The organism is Pandoraea pneumonica (genome assembly GCF_049918595.1).
Classification (GTDB): Bacteria; Pseudomonadota; Gammaproteobacteria; order Burkholderiales; family Burkholderiaceae; genus Pandoraea; species Pandoraea pneumonica_A.
Genome location: NZ_JBNCRZ010000008.1, coordinates 240,967 through 259,095, shown reverse-complemented (window position 1 = coordinate 259,095; position 18,129 = coordinate 240,967). Strand labels below are relative to the sequence as shown.

General features: G+C 64.1%; 15 protein-coding genes and 1 pseudogene. 14 read left to right on the top strand and 2 right to left on the bottom strand.

The annotated features are described in order from the left end of the window. The first annotated feature begins 314 nt into the window (after positions 1 to 314). From ACPWR9_RS25385 to ACPWR9_RS25370, 4 genes are all read left to right on the top strand, one after another. Positions 315 to 968: a PadR family transcriptional regulator gene (locus ACPWR9_RS25385; RefSeq protein WP_426301825.1), complete on the top strand. Its 654-nt coding sequence runs from the start codon at positions 315 to 317 to the stop codon at positions 966 to 968. Continuing rightward, a complete protein-coding gene (locus ACPWR9_RS25380; protein ID WP_426301823.1) occupies positions 968 to 1,807 on the top strand; it encodes a siderophore-interacting protein in 840 nt (279 codons plus the stop codon). The genes ACPWR9_RS25385 and ACPWR9_RS25380 overlap by 1 nt, the downstream gene beginning before the upstream one ends. A gap of 60 nt (positions 1,808 to 1,867) precedes the next feature. Then, a complete protein-coding gene (locus ACPWR9_RS25375) occupies positions 1,868 to 2,218 on the top strand; it encodes a cupin domain-containing protein (protein ID WP_426301821.1) in 351 nt (116 codons plus the stop codon). 161 nt (positions 2,219 to 2,379) lie between these two features. Beyond that, entirely contained in the window at positions 2,380 to 2,727 is a 348-nt protein-coding gene (locus ACPWR9_RS25370) for a hypothetical protein (RefSeq protein WP_426301819.1), read from the top strand. 124 nt (positions 2,728 to 2,851) lie between these two features. Here the strand turns inward: ACPWR9_RS25370 and ACPWR9_RS25365 are convergent, their stop codons facing one another. Then, positions 2,852 to 3,607, bottom strand: a complete 756-nt coding sequence (locus ACPWR9_RS25365) for an SDR family oxidoreductase (RefSeq protein WP_426301817.1) — start codon at positions 3,605 to 3,607, stop codon at positions 2,852 to 2,854. A gap of 411 nt (positions 3,608 to 4,018) precedes the next feature. Between ACPWR9_RS25365 and ACPWR9_RS25360 the strand changes: the two are divergent. The 8 genes and pseudogenes from ACPWR9_RS25360 to dxs form a co-directional block, all read left to right on the top strand. After that, positions 4,019 to 4,735 (top strand): annotated as a pseudogene (locus ACPWR9_RS25360) (CDP-alcohol phosphatidyltransferase family protein); the annotation flags it as partial. A 93-nt stretch (positions 4,736 to 4,828) separates the two neighbouring features. Then, a complete protein-coding gene (locus ACPWR9_RS25355; RefSeq protein WP_426301847.1) occupies positions 4,829 to 5,533 on the top strand; it encodes a HalD/BesD family halogenase in 705 nt (234 codons plus the stop codon). Next, positions 5,534 to 6,556: a flippase-like domain-containing protein gene (locus tag ACPWR9_RS25350; protein WP_426301815.1), complete on the top strand. Its 1,023-nt coding sequence runs from the start codon at positions 5,534 to 5,536 to the stop codon at positions 6,554 to 6,556. It abuts the gene before it with no gap. 15 nt (positions 6,557 to 6,571) lie between these two features. Next, positions 6,572 to 7,336, top strand: a complete 765-nt coding sequence (locus ACPWR9_RS25345) for an NTP transferase domain-containing protein (protein WP_426301813.1) — start codon at positions 6,572 to 6,574, stop codon at positions 7,334 to 7,336. Next, positions 7,333 to 9,039: a phosphoenolpyruvate mutase gene (gene aepX, locus ACPWR9_RS25340; RefSeq protein WP_426301811.1), complete on the top strand. Its 1,707-nt coding sequence runs from the start codon at positions 7,333 to 7,335 to the stop codon at positions 9,037 to 9,039. Before ACPWR9_RS25345 ends, aepX begins: the two co-directional genes overlap by 4 nt. Continuing rightward, a complete protein-coding gene (gene aepY, locus ACPWR9_RS25335; protein WP_426301809.1) occupies positions 9,032 to 10,210 on the top strand; it encodes a phosphonopyruvate decarboxylase in 1,179 nt (392 codons plus the stop codon). The genes aepX and aepY overlap by 8 nt, the downstream gene beginning before the upstream one ends. A gap of 40 nt (positions 10,211 to 10,250) precedes the next feature. Continuing rightward, a complete protein-coding gene (locus ACPWR9_RS25330; protein WP_426301806.1) occupies positions 10,251 to 11,324 on the top strand; it encodes a 2-aminoethylphosphonate aminotransferase in 1,074 nt (357 codons plus the stop codon). A gap of 20 nt (positions 11,325 to 11,344) precedes the next feature. Further along, complete coding sequence (gene dxs, locus ACPWR9_RS25325; RefSeq protein ID WP_426301804.1) at positions 11,345 to 13,276, top strand: 1-deoxy-D-xylulose-5-phosphate synthase; 1,932 nt, start codon at positions 11,345 to 11,347, stop codon at positions 13,274 to 13,276. An 86-nt stretch (positions 13,277 to 13,362) separates the two neighbouring features. Here the strand turns inward: dxs and ACPWR9_RS25320 are convergent, their stop codons facing one another. Further along, a complete protein-coding gene (locus tag ACPWR9_RS25320; protein WP_426301802.1) occupies positions 13,363 to 15,972 on the bottom strand; it encodes an MMPL family transporter in 2,610 nt (869 codons plus the stop codon). Positions 15,973 to 16,176: 204 nt separating this feature from the next. Between ACPWR9_RS25320 and ACPWR9_RS25315 the strand changes: the two genes are divergently transcribed. Both ACPWR9_RS25315 and ispH read left to right on the top strand, forming a co-directional pair. Next, entirely contained in the window at positions 16,177 to 16,824 is a 648-nt protein-coding gene (locus tag ACPWR9_RS25315; RefSeq protein ID WP_426301800.1) for an MlaC/ttg2D family ABC transporter substrate-binding protein, read from the top strand. Between the two features lie 335 nt (positions 16,825 to 17,159). Beyond that, positions 17,160 to 18,119, top strand: a complete 960-nt coding sequence (ispH, locus tag ACPWR9_RS25310) for a 4-hydroxy-3-methylbut-2-enyl diphosphate reductase (protein WP_426301798.1) — start codon at positions 17,160 to 17,162, stop codon at positions 18,117 to 18,119. Positions 18,120 to 18,129: the final 10 nt, after the last annotated feature.

Below are 18,129 nucleotides of genomic sequence, written 5' to 3'. Positions count from 1 at the left end.
GGGGGTTGCTGTGCCCGCGCCGGGGTGCCGCGCCGCCCTCTCTCCGTCCGCCCGGGCGGGTGCGTCGCCCCCGTCCGTACCACCCACCCCCCCCCCCCCCCCCCGCCCCCGCGCCCCCCCGCCCCCCCCCCCCCCCCCCCCCCCCCCTACGGTCACTGCCGTCCAACGCCCTCCCCGTTCGAACCGTCTTTCGACGCCCCTCAGACGCATCCTTTCCCCTGATCCGCGCAGGGTCATTCCAGAAAAAACTTGGCTATCGATGCAATTTAGATATATCGTAAACACGTCTTAACTACATCTGAAGGAGTCGCATCATGCGTGGATCACGTGGCGATTTCATGGGCCGAGGCCCGCTGGGCCTGGACGGAATGGACTTTGACGAGCGCCGGGGCGAGCGTCATGGACGTCGCGCAGGCGGCGAAGGCATCGGAGACGGTTTCGGCGACGGTCGCCGGGGCCGCGGGCATGGAGAAGGTCGTGGCGAAGGCCGCGGCGGACGCGGCGGTGGCCGTCTGTTCAGCCACGGCGGGCTGCGCATGGTGCTGCTGCACCTGATCGCGCAACAACCGCGCCACGGCTACGAACTCATCAAAGCGATTGAAGAAAGTGTGAACGGGACTTACAGCCCGAGCGCTGGCGTCGTGTACCCCACCCTCACGCTGCTAGAAGAGATGGGCTACATCCGTGTGCAGGAAAACACGGGCGAGACCCAGCGCAAGTCGTACGAAATCACCGACTCGGGGCGCGAATACCTGGCGGAAAACGAAGCCGCCGTGACGGAGCTTCTTGCCCGGCTGGCGACGCGCCGCGAGCGTTCCGAAGACATGCCGCCGCAAGTCATGCGCGCGCTGCACAACTTTAAATATGCGGTGCACTTGCGTCTGGGCGGCGAACCGCTCTCGACCGAGCAAGCCAATGCATTCGCCGCAATTCTCGACGCGGCCGCACAACAACTGGAGCGACTCTGATGCAAGACACCGCAGCACTCAACGTCCCCCCCGATCGCACGCCGCGCCGCGTGCGTCACGAACTGCGCATGCGCTTACTGGAAGTGCGCAACGTGGAATCGATTACGCCGCACATGCTGCGCGTGACCTTGGGCGGCGACGATCTCGAAGGCTTTAGCAGCCCGGGCTTCGACGATCACGTGAAGCTCTTCTTCCCGAACCCGGAAACCGGTGAATTGTCGATACCGCAGGTCGGCCCGGAGGGCGTCGCCAAGCCTGCGCCCGGCGATGCGCCGCGCCTCATGCGCGACTACACGCCGCGAAGCTTCGATGCGGCGTCGAAAACACTGGTCATCGATTTCGCCATGCACGAATCGGGTCCGGCCACGCAATGGGCGCGTGCCGCCAAACCGGGCGACCGTCTCGGCGTCGGCGGCCCGCGTGGCTCGTTCGTCATTCCGATGAACTTCGATGGCTATGTGCTCATCGGCGACGACACGGCACTGCCCGCGATCTCGCGCCGACTGGCCGAATTGCCCGCAGGCGCCCTGGTTTTTGTGTTTGCCGAAGTCGACAGCGCACAAGACCGCCTGCGCTTCACGAGCGAAGCCGACGTCGTGGTCGAGTGGATTTATCGGGACGGCGCATCGGCTGGCGAGAGCACGGCGTTGCTCGACGCGTTGCAAGTTGCCACCTTGCCCGCAGGCGATCTGCACGCGTGGGTGGCCGCCGAAGCTGGCGTGGCCAAGGCCGTGCGAGCGCATCTGGTGGGCGAGCGCGGACTCAATCCGAAGTGGGTCAAGGCAGCGGCGTACTGGCGTCGTGGCGACGCCGCCGTGCATGAGAACCTCGACGACTGACGCCGAGGCCGCGACGTGTATGCTTTCTATCCCCGCCCGATGAACGAACGCATAGAACGTATGGCACAGCCGCTTTTGCCCGACACCTGTCTCTTCGCCGGTCTGCCCGCCCGCCCCGACCCCGCGGCGGCGGAGCAGTTCGACACGTTGATCGCGCGCCCGGGGATGCGCGTCGAGCGCATCGTCTCCACCGGGCAGGCATCGCCAGCCGGGTTCTGGTACGACCAGCCGCAGCATGAATGGGTGGTCGTCCTCAGCGGCTCGGCAGGATTAGCCTTTGCCGACGCGCCGGGTCAAACGCTCGCGCTCGGCCCCGGTGACGCCGTGACCATCGCTGCACACCGCCGCCACCGCGTCGAGTGGACCGCCCAAGGCCAAACGACCGTCTGGCTAGCCATCCATTACGACTGACGGAGGTTGTCTGCCAGCGATTGCTCTTTGGAGAAATTCCCCGCGGCTTTTCGGAATTGCCTGATAGAAATACCGGGAACAACTTCCGACTATGAAAAAACGCTCAGGGGTGTCGGTTTTCGACACCCAGAAGGCGTTTCATCATAAAGGGGGATACAACAATGGAGCCACACAAACGGCATGACGGGTTCGAGCGTTGGGCCGCCGGCGCAACGGCGCGTCAGTCGGGACGGGACGACGCACGCTGGCGGGTGTTCCGTGCACCGGAGCAGGCCGATTTTCACGGGTTCGTTGTCTGGTGCTACACGCAGGGCGTGTTTCTTGGGCAGGAGTTCGACCGTCGCACTGACTCGATCACGCACTGTTACGTCCGAAACGGCGCGTGGGCAGTGCAGTTCGACTCGTACAACGAAGCCTGCGAACGCGCCTTCGACATTCACGCGCCAACGCTCATCTTGTTCGCGCCGGAGCGTAACGGCGGGGTTTTCATTACCAGCACCGAACAGTAGCGCCCGCGCGAGCCCTGGGTATTCAAACGAAAAGGCACCGTTCCGGCAATCGCCGGCCGGTGCCTTTCGATTTTCAACGCCCGGTTGAGCGAGGCGATGCCCCGCGCGAACTTAGCGGTATCGCTTAGCTGTAGTTGCGAATGTCGTCGATCTCGGTCTGACCGAAATCGTCGCGTTCGGTATACGCCAGAATTCGGCGCGCCACGTCTTCAGGGGTCGACAGCTTGCCGGTCGCCTTCATTTCCTGAAAACGTGCCAATGCCGGGAAGCTTTCGACGCTGCTGCTGCGAATGGTCTCTTGCATACCCGTGTCGACCACGCCCGGGGCCATCGAGACTGCCTGCACGCCGTGCTCGCGATGTTCGGCGTTGATCACGCGCGTATACATATCCAGTGCAGCCTTCGTTGCGCAGTACACGCCCCAACCCGCATTCGGGTTGCGGCCTGCGCCGGACGAGATGTTCACGATCTGGCGGCGAACGCTCAGACCTTGGGTCGCGGCGAGAAAGCGAGCGGTCAGCACCATCACGGCCGTCACGTTGAGTGTGAAGGCGGCGCCAATGGCGGCGACGTCGGTGAGGGCCGCGGTGTTCGCCACGGGATTCACAGTGCCGGCGTTGTTGATCAGCAGGTAACGCGACGCGTCGCGCGGCAGCGTGGCGAAAATACGTTCGGCCACACTCGCGGCTGCCTCGGCATCCGACAGGTCGACGCTCACCTGCTCGAGGGAGACGCCCTGTTCGCGCGCAAGCGACGCGAGGTCGTCATCGGTGCGACGTGCCAGCGTGACGAGATGAGTGCCCGGAGCAAGCAGACCACGGGCGAGCGACGCACCGAGGCCACGCGAGGCACCGGTAAGAATGGCAATCGTTTGGGACATAGGGGGAAGGCGGGTCGGATAACACCGCATAAATGACCAACGGGACCGCCATTATCCGCGCATCGAGACAGTGTCGCTATCCCGATTCATAGTCGTTTTATCTTGCAAAATTCGTCGATTTGCTGCGTTTTTCGTCACGATGACACAGGCACTCTCGGGATTCCTTCGTGTCGTGCGTCAAATCGACGCGTCCACTGTGTGCGAAAGCGAAACACAGTATTGCGGAATATAATCGCGAATTCGCTTCGCTTATAACCTATGGTGTTAAGCAGGGCCCCCGGGACCATTCACCCGCGTCAATACGTCTCATTTCACGCGCGTCAATGCCGTGAGCACCAACGTTGTCGCGGTTAATACAGGCGTTTCAGGTGCACTGCACATGACCGCCTTATGGGTATATATTCCCCCCTCATGGAAACGATACCGAAACTCATTTCGGCGGCTGCTGCTGCGCCCGCCGCTAGCAAAACTGCACGCCCAGTACCGCCGCGCCCGCGTCAATACGATGCGCGACTCGCGCGCTGGATGGTCACGCCGCTCATCAACACCCGTGTGAGCCCGAACCACCTGACCACGCTGCGACTCATTGTCGGGCTGGCGTGTGCGTGGGCGTTCGCGAAGGGTGGCTATGCGATGGCCAACCTTGGCGCGGTGTTGCTCGTGTTGTCGAACTTCATCGATCACACCGACGGCGAGCTTGCACGCATCAGCGGCAAGACGAGCCGCTTCGGCCATCTTTACGATCTCGCGTCCGATGCGTTCGTGACCGTGCTGCTCTTTGGCGGCATCGGCATGGGTGTGGAAGCGGTGGCGCCGGGCAGCTTGCCCGTGTCCGCCGCGTGGCTCGGCTGGATGGCGGGTGTGGCTGTCGCGCTGATCTTCTTCCTGCGCATGCGCATTGAAGACCGCGTGGGCAAAGCTGGCACCAAGCAAGCCTCGGTGGGCGGGTTCGAAACGGAAGACGTGCTGTATCTGATGCCGCTCGTCACGCTGTTCGACGGCACGCGCGGGTTCCTGATCGCTGCCGCTATCGGCGCGCCGCTGTTCGCGCTGCTCGTCGTCGCCGACTATGTGCGCGTGATGCGCCGTCCGTTGCCGGTGTCGAGCGACGCTGCGACGAGCGCGAAAACCGCGAGCGACGTCTCCGCCGACGCATCGCAAGCCCCGGCCGCACCGCTCGCCCCGGCGGCCTTCGCTGCCGACGCCGAAATCGAGCGCGCGATGGATGCCATCGACTTCAACTCGGTGACGTCCGAATTCAAGTCGCAAGACGCGTTCATCTATCTCGAGAAGTTTCTGCCGCAAACGGTGACCGATCAGTTGATCGCTGCCGCGCGCGCCGTCACGCCGAATGTGAACCGCAACTACCTTCCCGGCCACAAGCAGGGCGGCAGTGTCAGCCGTCACACGCTCGACGAGCTTGCACCGTTCGTGGCCGAGTTGTACCGCTCGCCTGCCCTGATGCGCTTTCTGGAGCGTCTGGCCGGCGAGAAACTGCTGCCGTCGCCGGTGGACGATCCGCATGCGTACGCACTGTATTACTACACGCGTCCGGGCGATCACATCGGCTGGCACTACGACACCTCCTACTACAAGGGCCGCCGTTACACGCTGCTGCTTGGCGTGGTGGACCAATCGAGCTGCAAGCTCGAGTACCGACTTCACACGCGCAATCCGGGCGTGCCGCAAGTCGATGGCGCCGTGGCTTATCCGCCCGGTGCGCTGGTGTTCTTCGACGGGGACAAACTGCATCACCGGATCACGCCGCTCGGCGACAACGAGGAGCGAATCTCGCTCACGTTCGAGTACGTGACCGACCCGCGCATGGGCACTTGGCAGCGCTTCATTTCGAACATGAAGGACGCCATCGCTTACTTCGGTTTCCGGCAAGTGTTTCGTCAGGTATTGCAACGGACGAAACGCTAAATGAACCGGACTGCCATCGTATCTCTGACCCTCGGTATCGCCCTCTTCGTCGCCCTGCTCATTTGGCAGGGTGCGGGCTCGGTGATGTCCACGCTGGCCATGGCCGGCTGGGGGTTGTTGCCTATCGCCGCGTTCCACCTGGTGCCGCTGGTGCTCGACGCCGCCGCCATTCAGGTGCTGGTGGCGAAATCGTGCTCGCTGCGCCGCGCGGTACTCACGCGCTGGACCGGCGAGTCGGTGAACAGCCTGCTGCCGGCCGGTCAGATCGGTGGCCCGGTTGCGATGGTGCGTCAAATGAAGCAAAGCGGGATGCCCGGGCGCGAAGCCGCAGCGGCCATCACCGTGAGCACCACGTTGCAAGCCGTGGCGCAAATCGTCTTCGCGCTGCTCGGTTTGGCCGTGTTTGGCATCAGTGCCACGCATGACAGCAACAGCGGCCTGTGGGGCCCGATGCTGCTCGCTACCGCCCTCATCTCCGCCCTGCTCTATGCGTTCTATGTCGCGCAACGGCGCGGCATCTTCGGCTGGGCGTTTCGCATGCTCTCGAAGATGTCGTCCAAGCGCGACTGGTCGTCGCTGCTCGACCGCGCCGACGCCGTCGACGAAATCGTGCAGCGCATGTACGGCCAGCGCCGCCAGGTGCTCGCGAGCTTCGCGCTCAGTCTGGTGGGCTGGATCGTGGGCACGGCGGAAGTCTGGCTGATTCTGCAATTCATCGGCCACCCGGTGAGCTGGGTCGACGCCATGCTCGTCGAAAGTCTGGGTCAGGCCATTCGCGGTGCTGCGTTCTTCGTGCCGGGCTCGCTCGGCGTACAAGAAGGCGGCTACCTGCTGCTCGCACCGCTCGTGGGGCTGCCGGCCGATGCCGCGCTGGCCCTGTCTCTGGCCAAACGCACGCGCGAGCTGCTGCTCGGCGTGCCGGGCCTCGTCTATCTGCATTTCTCCGAACGTGGCTGGCGCCGCCGACTCGCCTCACAACAAAGCGTGTCGATGCCCCCGGCCACGGATACTGCACCGCTCTAAAGAAGGATACCGACCATGCGGGCCATCATTCTCGCAGCAGGCATGGGCCTGCGTTTGCTCCAGCCCGAAGACAAGCAGGCGCCCAAGTGCCTGCTCAAGTTCGACGGCATGTCGCTGCTCGAGCGCCATCTGCGCATGCTCGCAGCGGCCGGCATCACCGACGTGGTGCTCGCGCTCGGCTTTCATCACGAACAGGTGAGCGAGGAACTCGAACGCCTGAACTGGACGCCGCGCCCCAAGATTTACCTGAACCCCGAATTCCATCTCGGCAGCGTGCTCACGCTGCACACGGCCGCCGAAGCGATGACGGCCGGCGGCGACGTGCTCGTGATGGATGCCGACGTGCTCTACGATCAGCGCATCTTCAACGCGCTGGTGGCGGGCAAAACGGCCAACCGTCTGCTCATCGACCGCGACTTCGAAGTGGGCGACGAGCCCGTGAAGCTGTGTCTGCGCGACGCCGTGCCGGTCGAGCTGCGCAAGCAGGTGATGGTCGGCCTCGAATACGACACGGTGGGCGAATCGGTCGGCTTCTTCCGTTTCAACGAAGCCACCGCCACGCGTCTGGCCGAAATCACGCGCGATTACGTTGAATCGGGCCGCGCCAAGATGCCGCACGAAGAAGCCGTGCGCGATCTGCTGCTCGAGCGCGGCGCGCAATTCGAGACCGCCGATGTCACGGGCTTCCCGTGGATCGAGATCGACTACCCCGAAGATGTGAAGCGCGCCGCCGATCAGGTGCTGCCGCAACTCGAACCGCTCACGATGGTGTCCGAATGAACGCTCCCGACGCATTCACCCTGCCGCCGACCGCCACGCGCGCGGCACAGCTGCGCGCCATGCTGCGCAGCAACCAACTCGAATTCCTGATGGAAGCCCACAACGGCCTGTCGGCGCGCATCGTGCGCGAAGCAGGCTTCAAGGGCATTTGGGCTTCGGGTCTCGCGATTTCCGCCCAGTTCGGCGTGCGCGACAACAACGAAGCCAGTTGGACGCAGGTCGTCGATAACCTCGAGTTCATGGCCGACGCCAGCGATCTGCCGATTCTGCTCGACGGCGACACCGGCTACGGCAACTTCAACAACATGCGCCGTCTCGTGCGCAAGCTCGAACAGCGCGGTGTTGCGGGTGTCTGTATCGAAGACAAGGTCTTCCCGAAGACCAACAGCTTCATCGGCGGCGAGCGCCAGCCGCTCGCCGACATCGACGAGTTCTGCGGCAAGATCAAGGCCGGTAAAGACTCGCAGGCCGACGACGATTTCTCGATCGTCGCGCGCGTCGAAGCGCTCATCGCTGGCTGGGGCATGGAAGAAGCCCTGCGCCGTGCCGAGGCGTATCGTCTGGCCGGTGCCGACGCCATCCTGATTCACAGCAAACTTAAGCGTGCCGACGAGATCGTGCAGTTCGCCCGCGAGTGGGACAACCGCTGCCCGCTGGTGATCGTGCCGACCAAGTACTACAGCACGCCGACCGACGTGTTCCGCGAAGCCGGTATCAGCGTCGTGATCTGGGCCAACCACCTGATTCGCTCGGCTACCTCGGCCATGCAAGCAGTGGCCGCCGAGATTCATCGCAGCGAGACGCTTATCAACGTCGAAGACCGCATCGCGACCGTCGACGAAATCTTCCGACTGCAAGACGCCGACGAGTACACCGAAGCCGAAGACCGTTACTTGTCCGCCGCCAACGCGCCGCGCTCGGCTATCGTGCTCGCCGCAAGCCGTGGCAAGAACCTTGAGAGCGTGACGACCGATCGTCCGAAGGTGATGCTGCCGGTCGCCGGCAAGCCGCTGCTGCGTTGGCTGGTCGACGGCTTCAAGAAGCAGAACGTGAACGACATTACCGTCGTCGGCGGCTACCGTGCCGACGCGATCGACACGGCCGGTATCACGCTGGCCATCAACGAGCGCTTTGCCGAAACCGGTGAGCTCGCCTCGCTCGCCCGCGTGAGCGAAGCTTTCGCACACGACACCGTCATCTCCTACGGCGACCTGCTGTTCCGCAGCTACATCGTGCGCGATCTGGTCGAGAGCGACGCCGACATCACCGTGGTGGTCGACTCCACGGCGGCCACGACGGCCAATGCGGCCAACGCCAGCGTGCGTGACTTCGCATACTGCTCGGCCGGTGACGATCGCGGTCTGTTCGGCCAACAAGTGCTGCTCGAGAAGATCAGCGGCGACGCCACCGACGCTGGTCGCACGCCGAATGGCCGCTGGATCGGCCTGCTGGGCGTGCGCGGTGAGGGCCGTGCACACCTCCAGCGTGTGTTCACCACGCTGCAAGCCCGCGCGGACTTCGATCAGCTCGGCATGCCGGAGCTGATCAATGCGCTGGTCGAAGACGGCGCCAAGATCGAAGTGCAGTACGTGCATGGCCACTGGCGCGGTGTGAACGACATGGAAGAGTTCCGCCGTGCCGCGGACTTCGCCCATGGTCAGACGCCGTTCAGCGGTGCCGACGCGGAGGCGCAAGGTGATTGAGGCAGGTCAGTTCGTCGAAGCCGCGCGTGCGCACGGCTTCACGTGGTACACCGGCGTGCCGTGCTCGTTTCTCACGCCGTTCATCAACTACGTGCTGCAAGACCCGACGCTGCATTACCTGTCGGCCGCCAACGAGGGCGACGCAGTCGCCATCGCGGCGGGGGCCACGCTTGGCGAAGGCCATGGCGCACGCGCCGTCACGATGATGCAGAACTCGGGCCTCGGCAATGCCGTTAGCCCGCTCACGTCGCTCACCTGGACATTCCGTCTGCCGCAGTTGCTGATCGTGACGTGGCGTGGCCAGCCCGGCATCACCGATGAGCCGCAACACGCGCTCATGGGCCCGATCACGCCCGCGATGCTCGACCTGATGGAAGTGCCGTGGGAGTTGTTCCCCACCGAGCCGGACGCGATTGCCCCCGCACTGGCGCGCGCCGTACGTCATATGGACGAAACGGGCCGCCCCTACGCACTCGTGATGCAAAAAGGCAGCGTGGCGCCGTTCCCGCTGCAACCAGCGGAACGCCCCGCGCGTCCGGCGCAGCCGGCCCCGGCCTCGCTCATGCGCGGCGTGGCACCGGCGGACCTGCCGACGCGCCGCGACGCGCTGGAGCGTGTCATTGCTCACACGCCGCTCGAAGGCACCGTGGTGCTGGCCTCAACCGGCTTCTGCGGACGCGAACTTTACGCGCTGGACGACCGTGCCAACCAGTTGTATATGGTCGGCTCGATGGGCTGCGTGACCACGCTGGCACTCGGTCTGGCGCTCGCACGCCCCGACCTGCGCGTGGTCGCCCTCGACGGTGACGGTGCGGCCTTGATGCGCATGGGTGCGTTCGCCACACTGGGCGCGTACGGCCCGTCGAACCTCGTGCATCTGCTGCTCGATAACGCATCGCACGACTCGACCGGCGCACAAGCGACGGTTTCGCCGACGATTTCGTTCGCCGGTGTGGCCGCAGCCAGCGGCTATGCGCTCGCGCTGGAAGGCGATACGCTCGACGTCATCGAGCAGTTGTTCGATGGCCGCTCCACGAGCTTGTCTGACGGCCCGCGCTTCGCCTGCCTGACCACGCGCCCCGGCACGCCCGACGGCCTGCCGCGCCCGAAGGTCACGCCCGAAGCCGTGAAGTCGCGTCTGATGGATCACATTGCCAAGGCTCAGGCCTGAGCATCCCCCTTACAACAATATCCGCCGAGGAAGCTTCGCCATGCTGTTACTGAATCCGGGCCCCGTTACCCTGACCGAGCGTGTCCGCAAGAGCCTGCTGCAACCCGATCTGTGCCACCGTGAGCCCGAGTTCTTCGACTTGCAGGACGAAGCCCGCGCACGTCTGACGGCCGTCTACGGCCTCGACCCTGCCGTGTGGACGCCGGTGCTGATGACCGGTTCGGGCACCGCCGCAGTTGAAAGCATGACGGCGGGGCTCGTGCCGGAAAATGGCCGCCTGCTGATCGTGGAGAACGGCGTGTACGGCGAGCGCATCTCGCAAATCGCGAAGCAGTACCGCATCGATCACGACGTCATCCACTTCGAATGGATGCAGGCCCCGGATCTGGCGCAGATCGTCGCGAAGCTCGACGCCGCCGGTGAGCGTCCGTACACCAACGTGGCGATCATTCACCACGAGACGACCACGGGCCGCCTGAACGAACTGGGTGGCATTGCGCGCGCCTGCCGCGAGCGCGGCATTGACCTGCTGGTCGATGGCGTGAGCAGCTTCGCCGCCGAAGCCATCGACTTCAACGATTCGGGCATCGTGGCCGTGGCCGCGACCGCGAACAAGTGCGTGCACGGCGTGCCGGGCGTGTCGTTCGTGATGGTGCGCAAGGACGCGCTCGCCAAGGCTTTCAGCCGCACGTACTACCTCGACATCGCCCGACTCGCCAAGCTGCAAGCTGAGCGCAATACGCCGTTCACGCCGTCGGTGCACGCGTACTACGCGCTGGTCGAAGCACTGCGTGAACTGGAAGACGCCGGTGGCTGGCAACAGCGCCACGCCCACTATGGTGCGCTTGCCGAACAAGCACGCGCTGGCCTCGCCGCACTGGGCATGGACAGCGTGCTGCCGTCGAACGAATCGTCGGTCGTGCTGCGCGCGTACAAGCTGCCCGCCGGTGTGGATTACCCGCGCCTGCACGATTGGCTCAAGGCTGACGGCTTCGTGATTTATGCCGGTCAAGGCGGCTTGTCGAAGGAACTGTTCCGCATTTCGACGATGGGCAACCTGACGGCTGCCGACATCGATCGCCTGCTGGCGTCGTTCGCCAAGTTGGTGAAGTAAGCGGGACCGGACGCTCAGCCATGGCCGATCTCCTAGCCAACCTCCGCTCCCCCGCCGACTTGCGCGCCCTCTCGCGCGCCGACCTGCGCCGTCTGGCCGACGAACTGCGCGCCTGTGTGCTCGACAACGTGTCGCGCACCGGCGGGCATCTGTCGTCGAACCTCGGCACGGTCGAACTGACGATTGCGCTGCATTACGTGTTCGACACGCCCAACGATCGCATCGTGTGGGACGTGGGTCACCAGACGTATCCGCACAAGATCCTGACCGGACGCCGCGAAGCGATGCCGACGCTGCGCCAGTGGCAAGGCTTGTCGGGCTTTCCGAAGCGCGACGAGTCGCCCTACGACACGTTTGGCACCGCCCATTCGAGCACGTCGATTTCCGCCGCGCTCGGCATGGCGCTCGCCAGCAAGGTCAAGGGCGAAAAGCGTCACGCTATCGCCGTGATCGGCGACGGTGCCCTGACCGCAGGCGAAGCATTCGAGGCACTGAACAACGCGGGCGTGTACGACGATTTGCCGTTCCTCGTTGTGCTTAACGACAACGACATGTCGATCTCGCCGCCCGTCGGTGCGCTCAATCAGTACCTTACGCGCTTGATGTCGGGCCAGTTCTACTCGGCCGGGAAGGAAAGCGTGCGCAACCTGTTGCGCAACGCCCCCGCACCGATGCGTGAGTTCGCGCATAAGCTCGAAGAACACGCCAAAGCCATCGTGTCGCCGACCGGCACGATGTTCGAAGAATTTGGCTTCAACTACCTCGGCCCTATCGACGGCCATGATCTCGATGCGTTGATTCCGGCACTCGAGAACATCAAGGCACTCAAGGGGCCGCAATTCCTGCACGTGGTGACGCGCAAGGGTCGCGGCTACAAGCTCGCCGAGGCCGACCCGGTGCTGTATCACGGCCCGGGCAAGTTCAATCCAAGCGAAGGCATTCGTCCGGCAGCGCCCGGCACGGTCACCGCGAAGACCTACACGCAGGTGTTCGGTGAGTGGCTCTGCGACGCCGCCGCGGCCGATTCACGCGTTGTGGGCATCACGCCCGCCATGCGCGAAGGCTCGGGGCTGGTGGAGTTCGAGAAACGCTTTCCGGAGCGCTACTACGACGTGGGCATCGCCGAGCAGCACGCGGTGACGTTTGCGGGTGGGATCGCCACGGAAGGCCTCAAACCTGTTGTCGCGATCTACTCGACGTTCCTGCAACGCGGCTACGATCAGGTCATTCACGACGTCGCGCTGCAAAACCTGCCGGTCGTCTTCGCGATCGACCGTGGCGGGCTGGTCGGTGCGGATGGTGCGACGCATGCCGGTGCTTACGATATCGCCTACCTGCGTTGCATCCCGAACATGGTGGTGATGGCACCCGCCGACGAGAACGAATGCCGTCAGTTGTTACAGACGGCGCTCGGTATCGACGGGCCGTCTGCGGTGCGCTATCCGCGCGGCACGGGCCCGGGCGTGAAAACGGAAGCGGGTTTGTCGACGCTGCCCGTCGGCCGCGCGCAAGTGCGCCGTCAAAGCGCCGCCCCTGCCGGGCGTCGTGTGGCAGTGCTGGCCTTCGGTCCGATGGTCGCACTCGCGGAGCAGGTGGCTGGCGAGTTCGACGCGAGCGTGGTCAACATGCGCTTTGTGAAGCCGCTCGACGAAGCCACCGTGCTGGAGATGGCACGTACGCACGATCTCGTCGTCACGCTGGAAGAAGGCGCGGTGATGGGCGGTGCCGGTACCGCATGCATCGAAGCCCTCAATGCGAACGGCGTACAAGTGCCGGTGCTGCAACTCGGCTTGCCCGATAAGTACATCGATCAAGGCACGCCGGCGCAGCAACTGGCATCGGTCGGACTCGATGCCACGGGTATCGCGGCATCGATTCGCCGCGCGCTGGCTGATCGGCTTGGCGGCAAGGTGGAAGCGGTTCCTTCGTCGCCGGTTCCTTCGTCGCAATAAGTCTCGCGGCACCTGCCTTTGCACAGGTAGTTGCGGAAAAGCAAAACGGCACCTTTCGGTGCCGTTTTGCTTTGCGCGTCCAATGCTTACTTGACCTTCTTTTCCCGCGGCTTGCCCATCAACACCGGCTGGAAGAACACAGCGCCGATCAGCGTACACACGAGCGAGAGCGCCAACAGCTTGCCCATGCTCGACGTGCCCGGGTGATGCGACAGCCAAAGGCTGCCGAAGGCAATGCCCGTGGTCGCGGCCGACAGCACCACAGCTTGCGTGAGGCTCGACGCGAGCAAGCGCGTCTGCCCGTGACGCCATGCGATCACGTAGTAGATCTTGAAAGCCACGCCCACGCCCAACAGCAGCGGCAACGCGATAATATTCGCGAAATTCAGGGGCAACCCGATGATCACCGTGATTTCGAGCGTCACCGCCGCCGAGACCAGCAGCGGCACGAGCGTGCGCAGCACGTCGCCGAAATTGCGCAACGCCAGCCACAGCAGCACGGTAATCGACAGCAGCGCCCAGATACCGGCTTCGATAAACGAGCGGATGATCGTGTCCGCCGAGCGCAGGATCGAGATCGGGCCACCCACGGCGTCAGGCGTCGTCGCCAGCACCGCGGCGCTGAACTTGCGCAGCATCGCGTCGTCGCTCGGATCGGCACCCTTCGCCACCCGCGGCGAAATGTTCACCAGTGCGCGTCCGTCGGCGGCAACCCACTGCGAAACGATGTCTTTGGGCAGCGATTCGCGCGTCACCGTCTGCGGTTGCAGCGCGTCGCGCAACTGACCCAACGCCAGCTTGAGCGGACCAGCAATGGCGCGCTCGGCACGGTCGCGCATGGCGGTGTCGCCCGCGGCGAGCTTGCGCAGTGCGGCAGCCAGTCGCTGCGCTTCTTTCGCACCTTCGCCCGGATGATCGATTGCGGCGTCTTCCAACTGCCCTGCCGCCGTCTTGAGTGACGACACGCGCGCCGCATCGGCCACCGGCGGCAGCGGCGTTTGCGAGAGCACGGGCAGCAGCGATGACGCTGCCGTGCCGATCAATGCGAGCTTTGCCGGCTGCTCGGCAGGCATGAACGTCGTCAACGTCACCACGCGTCCGATTTCCGGCACGGCGCGCAGCTTGGCGGCATCGGCGTCGGCGGCGTCGAGGTTCTTGGCGAGCAGTTGCACGTCATTCACGCCGGCTTCAGGCGAATTGGCGAGGTCGAGCAACGTCGCCATCGACTCCGTATGCGGGTCTTTCAAATGCAGTGGATTGAAATCGAAATGCAAATGCGCGAGCAACGGCAGCCCGGCAACCACGAGCACGAGCGTGCCGTAGAGCAACGGATTGCGATATTTTTCGGTGAAATCGTCGACGCGGCCCAGGCTGCGAAAACCCGGCGGACTGGCTTCGCCACGCGGCTTGAACACGCTGATGAGCGCAGGCAACAACGTGATTGCCGACGGGAAGGCCACGCACAGAATGCCCACGCCTGCGATCAACCCCAGTTCCGACACGCCACGATAGTCGGTCGGCAGGAACGAGAAGAAGCTCGCAGCAGTGGCGGCCGCCGCCAGCGACAGCGGCATGGCAATGGCCTTGCCTGCGCCAGCCAGTGCGCCCTGAAGCGCGCCTTCGTCATCGCCCAGACGGTGCCGCTCCTCGCGATAGCGCACGCCGAACTGAATGCCGAAATCGACGCCGATGCCGACAAAGAGCACCGCGAACGCGACGGAAATCATGTTCAGCGCGCCCACCATCATCAGGCCGAGCGCGAAGGTAATGGCCAGACCGGCAAGTAGCGTGATGAACACCGCGACGATCATCTTGCCCGAGCGCACAGCGAGCCACAGCACCACTAGCACGGCGAGCAGCGTGATGACCGCGTTGGGACCGGCGTCTTCGCGCACCGACGCAAATTCCTCATCGGAAAGCGGACGGGGGCCGGTCAGGCGCACCGTCGCGCCATAGCGTTCCTCGAGCTTGAGATCGGCCGCGGCTGCCCGGATACGCGAGGCCGCATTGGCCCCCGCTTCCAGCGCTGCGTAGTCGAGCACCGGCTGCACTTCGACATAGCTGCGCGCCACGGTATCGGGCGCGACGAGCGCGCGCCACGACATGGCTGCCGGTTTGCCCGCCAGCACCGCTTCGGTCGTATCGGCCGCGTTGCCGAGCAAGCGCGCCATGTCCGGCAGTTTCACTTGCCCCGTGAGCAGCGGCGTTTGCAACGTGACCGACAGCAGGTTCGACAGCCCGGTCAGACTCGGGTCTTGCGCGAGGCGATTGAGCAGCGGCTTCGCGTCGTCCAGCTTGCTCGTGAGGCTTTTCACATCGTCGACCGATGCGAACAGCAGCGCATTGTGCGCAAAAAACTCGCCCGCGCCCGGACGGCTCACCGCGCGGAACACATCCTTTTCGGTGGCGAGCTTTTCGGCCAATTCAGCGGCGGCGCGGTCGGCGAACTCAATCGCTGGCGCCTGCACGACGGCGAGCGTCACGTCGGCTTTCTGCGGGAAAGCGCGGTCGATCTCGCGGCCACGCTCGGCGGCGGGCGTATTGGAGTCGATCAGGCTCGAAACATCGGTGTTAATCGCGAAATGCTTGGCGACATACACGCAACTGGCCACGGTCAGCAGCAACGAGGCGAGGATGACTGGGTACGCGTGCTTCGCCGAGAAACGGACGATGCGCACGACGAGCGAAGTCAGCATGTAGCGGTTCCGGAAGAGAAAATAGGCAAAACGGATGGAAAGGCAACTGCACCGGGAACCAATCGGCGGAAAAGACCGTCGATCAGGCCATTGAAATGGTGAATTTACAAAATCGAAGCAGTATACCGGGCCGCGTGTGGGCCGCGTGGAATACACTACGCCCTACCCGATTTAAACCAACGAAGAGAAGCTGGGTTCCTACGTATGAAGAAATTTCTGGTGACGGCGATGGCCGCGGCCACGCTGGCCGTTTCAACCGTTTCATCGGGCGTCTGGGCACAGACGAACAATGCCAATCCGAACGACATGGTGAAAACCGCTGTCGAGACGGTCGTCAAGGCCGCCAAGGCCGACCCGGCCGCGCGTGACGGCGATGTTGCCGCGACCGCCAAAGTGGTCGAGCGCGACTTCCTGCCTTACACCGACTTCCGCCGTACCACGCGCTACGCCGTCGGCCCGAAGGCATTCGATAGCGCCACGCCAGCCCAACAGCAGCAGGTCTTCGAGCAGTTCCAGCAGTTGCTCGTGAACACCTACGCCCTGCAACTCTCGCAAGTGCGCGGCTCGCAACTCACGTTCAAGTACGATCCGGCCAAAGTCGCGGCGGGCAGCACCGACGCCGTGGTGGGCGCCACGGTCAACGGCACCGGCGACACGCTCTCGGTCGCTTACCGCCTGGGCAAGACCGACAAGGGCTGGAAAATCTACGACATCAACATGATGGGCGAGAACGTGGCCGACGCCTGGCTCATCCAGCTGTATCAGCCGCAGTTCAAGGCGCGCATCGCCCAAGGCGGCATCGACGGCCTGATCGCGTACCTGCGCGACAAGAACGACCGTTTCGGCAAATAAAATCAAGGGCCTGGCACGCGATGCCACGCCCGCCACTCTCCTCGCAGGGACGTTGTACCAATTGGCTTTCAAATGGGCGCAATTTCGGCCCAGATCGGCGCCAGTTCGTCAATATTTGTGTAACAACGGCTGACGGTTCCCCACAGGGGGTCGTCAGCAATAATTGGCCGCGGCGGTTACAATCGTCGCTTGTCAAACGACCGGACGGCGGTCCCCCCGCGGGCAGGCTCGACGCGCCATAGAAAACGGCACGCAGCGTTCCATGAGGCCAATGTTTTTCGACATGGACTCCCCGATAAAACCGCCATCCCGGCCGACCTGAGCCGGAGAGCTGAATGCAAGTCATCCTTGCCCAACCCCGCGGGTTTTGTGCGGGTGTCATACGTGCCATCGAGATCGTCGAGCGCGCCCTGGAAAAATACGGCGCGCCGGTCTACGTACGCCATGAGATCGTCCACAACAAGCATGTGGTCGATTCCCTCAAGGCCAAAGGCGCGCGCTTTATCGACGAGCTTTCCGAAGCCCCTGCGGGCGCTGTCACTATTTTCAGCGCCCATGGCGTTGCACGTGTGGTTGAACAGGAAGCGCAGACGCGCGGCCTGAAAGTTTTGAACGCCACCTGCCCGCTCGTCACCAAAGTGCATATTCAGGGCAAGAACTACGTTTCCGCTGGACGCGAAGTCATCCTGATCGGCCACGCGGGTCACCCCGAAGTGGAAGGCACGATGGGCCAAATCGACGGCCCGGTGCACCTGGTGCAAACCGAAGCCGACGTCGATTTGCTGCCGTTGGCGGTGAACACGCCGGTGTCGTACGTCACGCAGACCACGCTGTCGGTCGACGAGACTCGCGGTATCATTGCGGCACTGCAACAACGCTTCACCAATATCGTCGGACCGAACACCAAAGACATTTGCTACGCCACGCAAAACCGCCAGACCGCCGTGCGCGAGCTGTGCGAGCGCGTGGATGTGCTGTTGGTGGTCGGGGCGACGAATAGCTCGAACTCGAATCGCCTGCGCGAAATCGGCTCGGAAATGGGGTTGCCTAGCTACCTCGTGGCCGACGGCTCGGAAGTGAACCCCGAGTGGGTGCGCGGCCAGGCCCGCATTGGCATTACCGCCGGGGCGTCCGCGCCCGAGCGCATGGTCGAAGACGTAATCGACGCGCTGCGCCGCATCGACACCGTCGAAGTGACGCTCATGGACGGCATCGAGGAAACCATCCAATTCCGCTTGCCGTCGGAATTGACTAAAGACGAGCCGGTCGCCGCACGCCACGCGGTCGCTGGCTAACGCAACACGA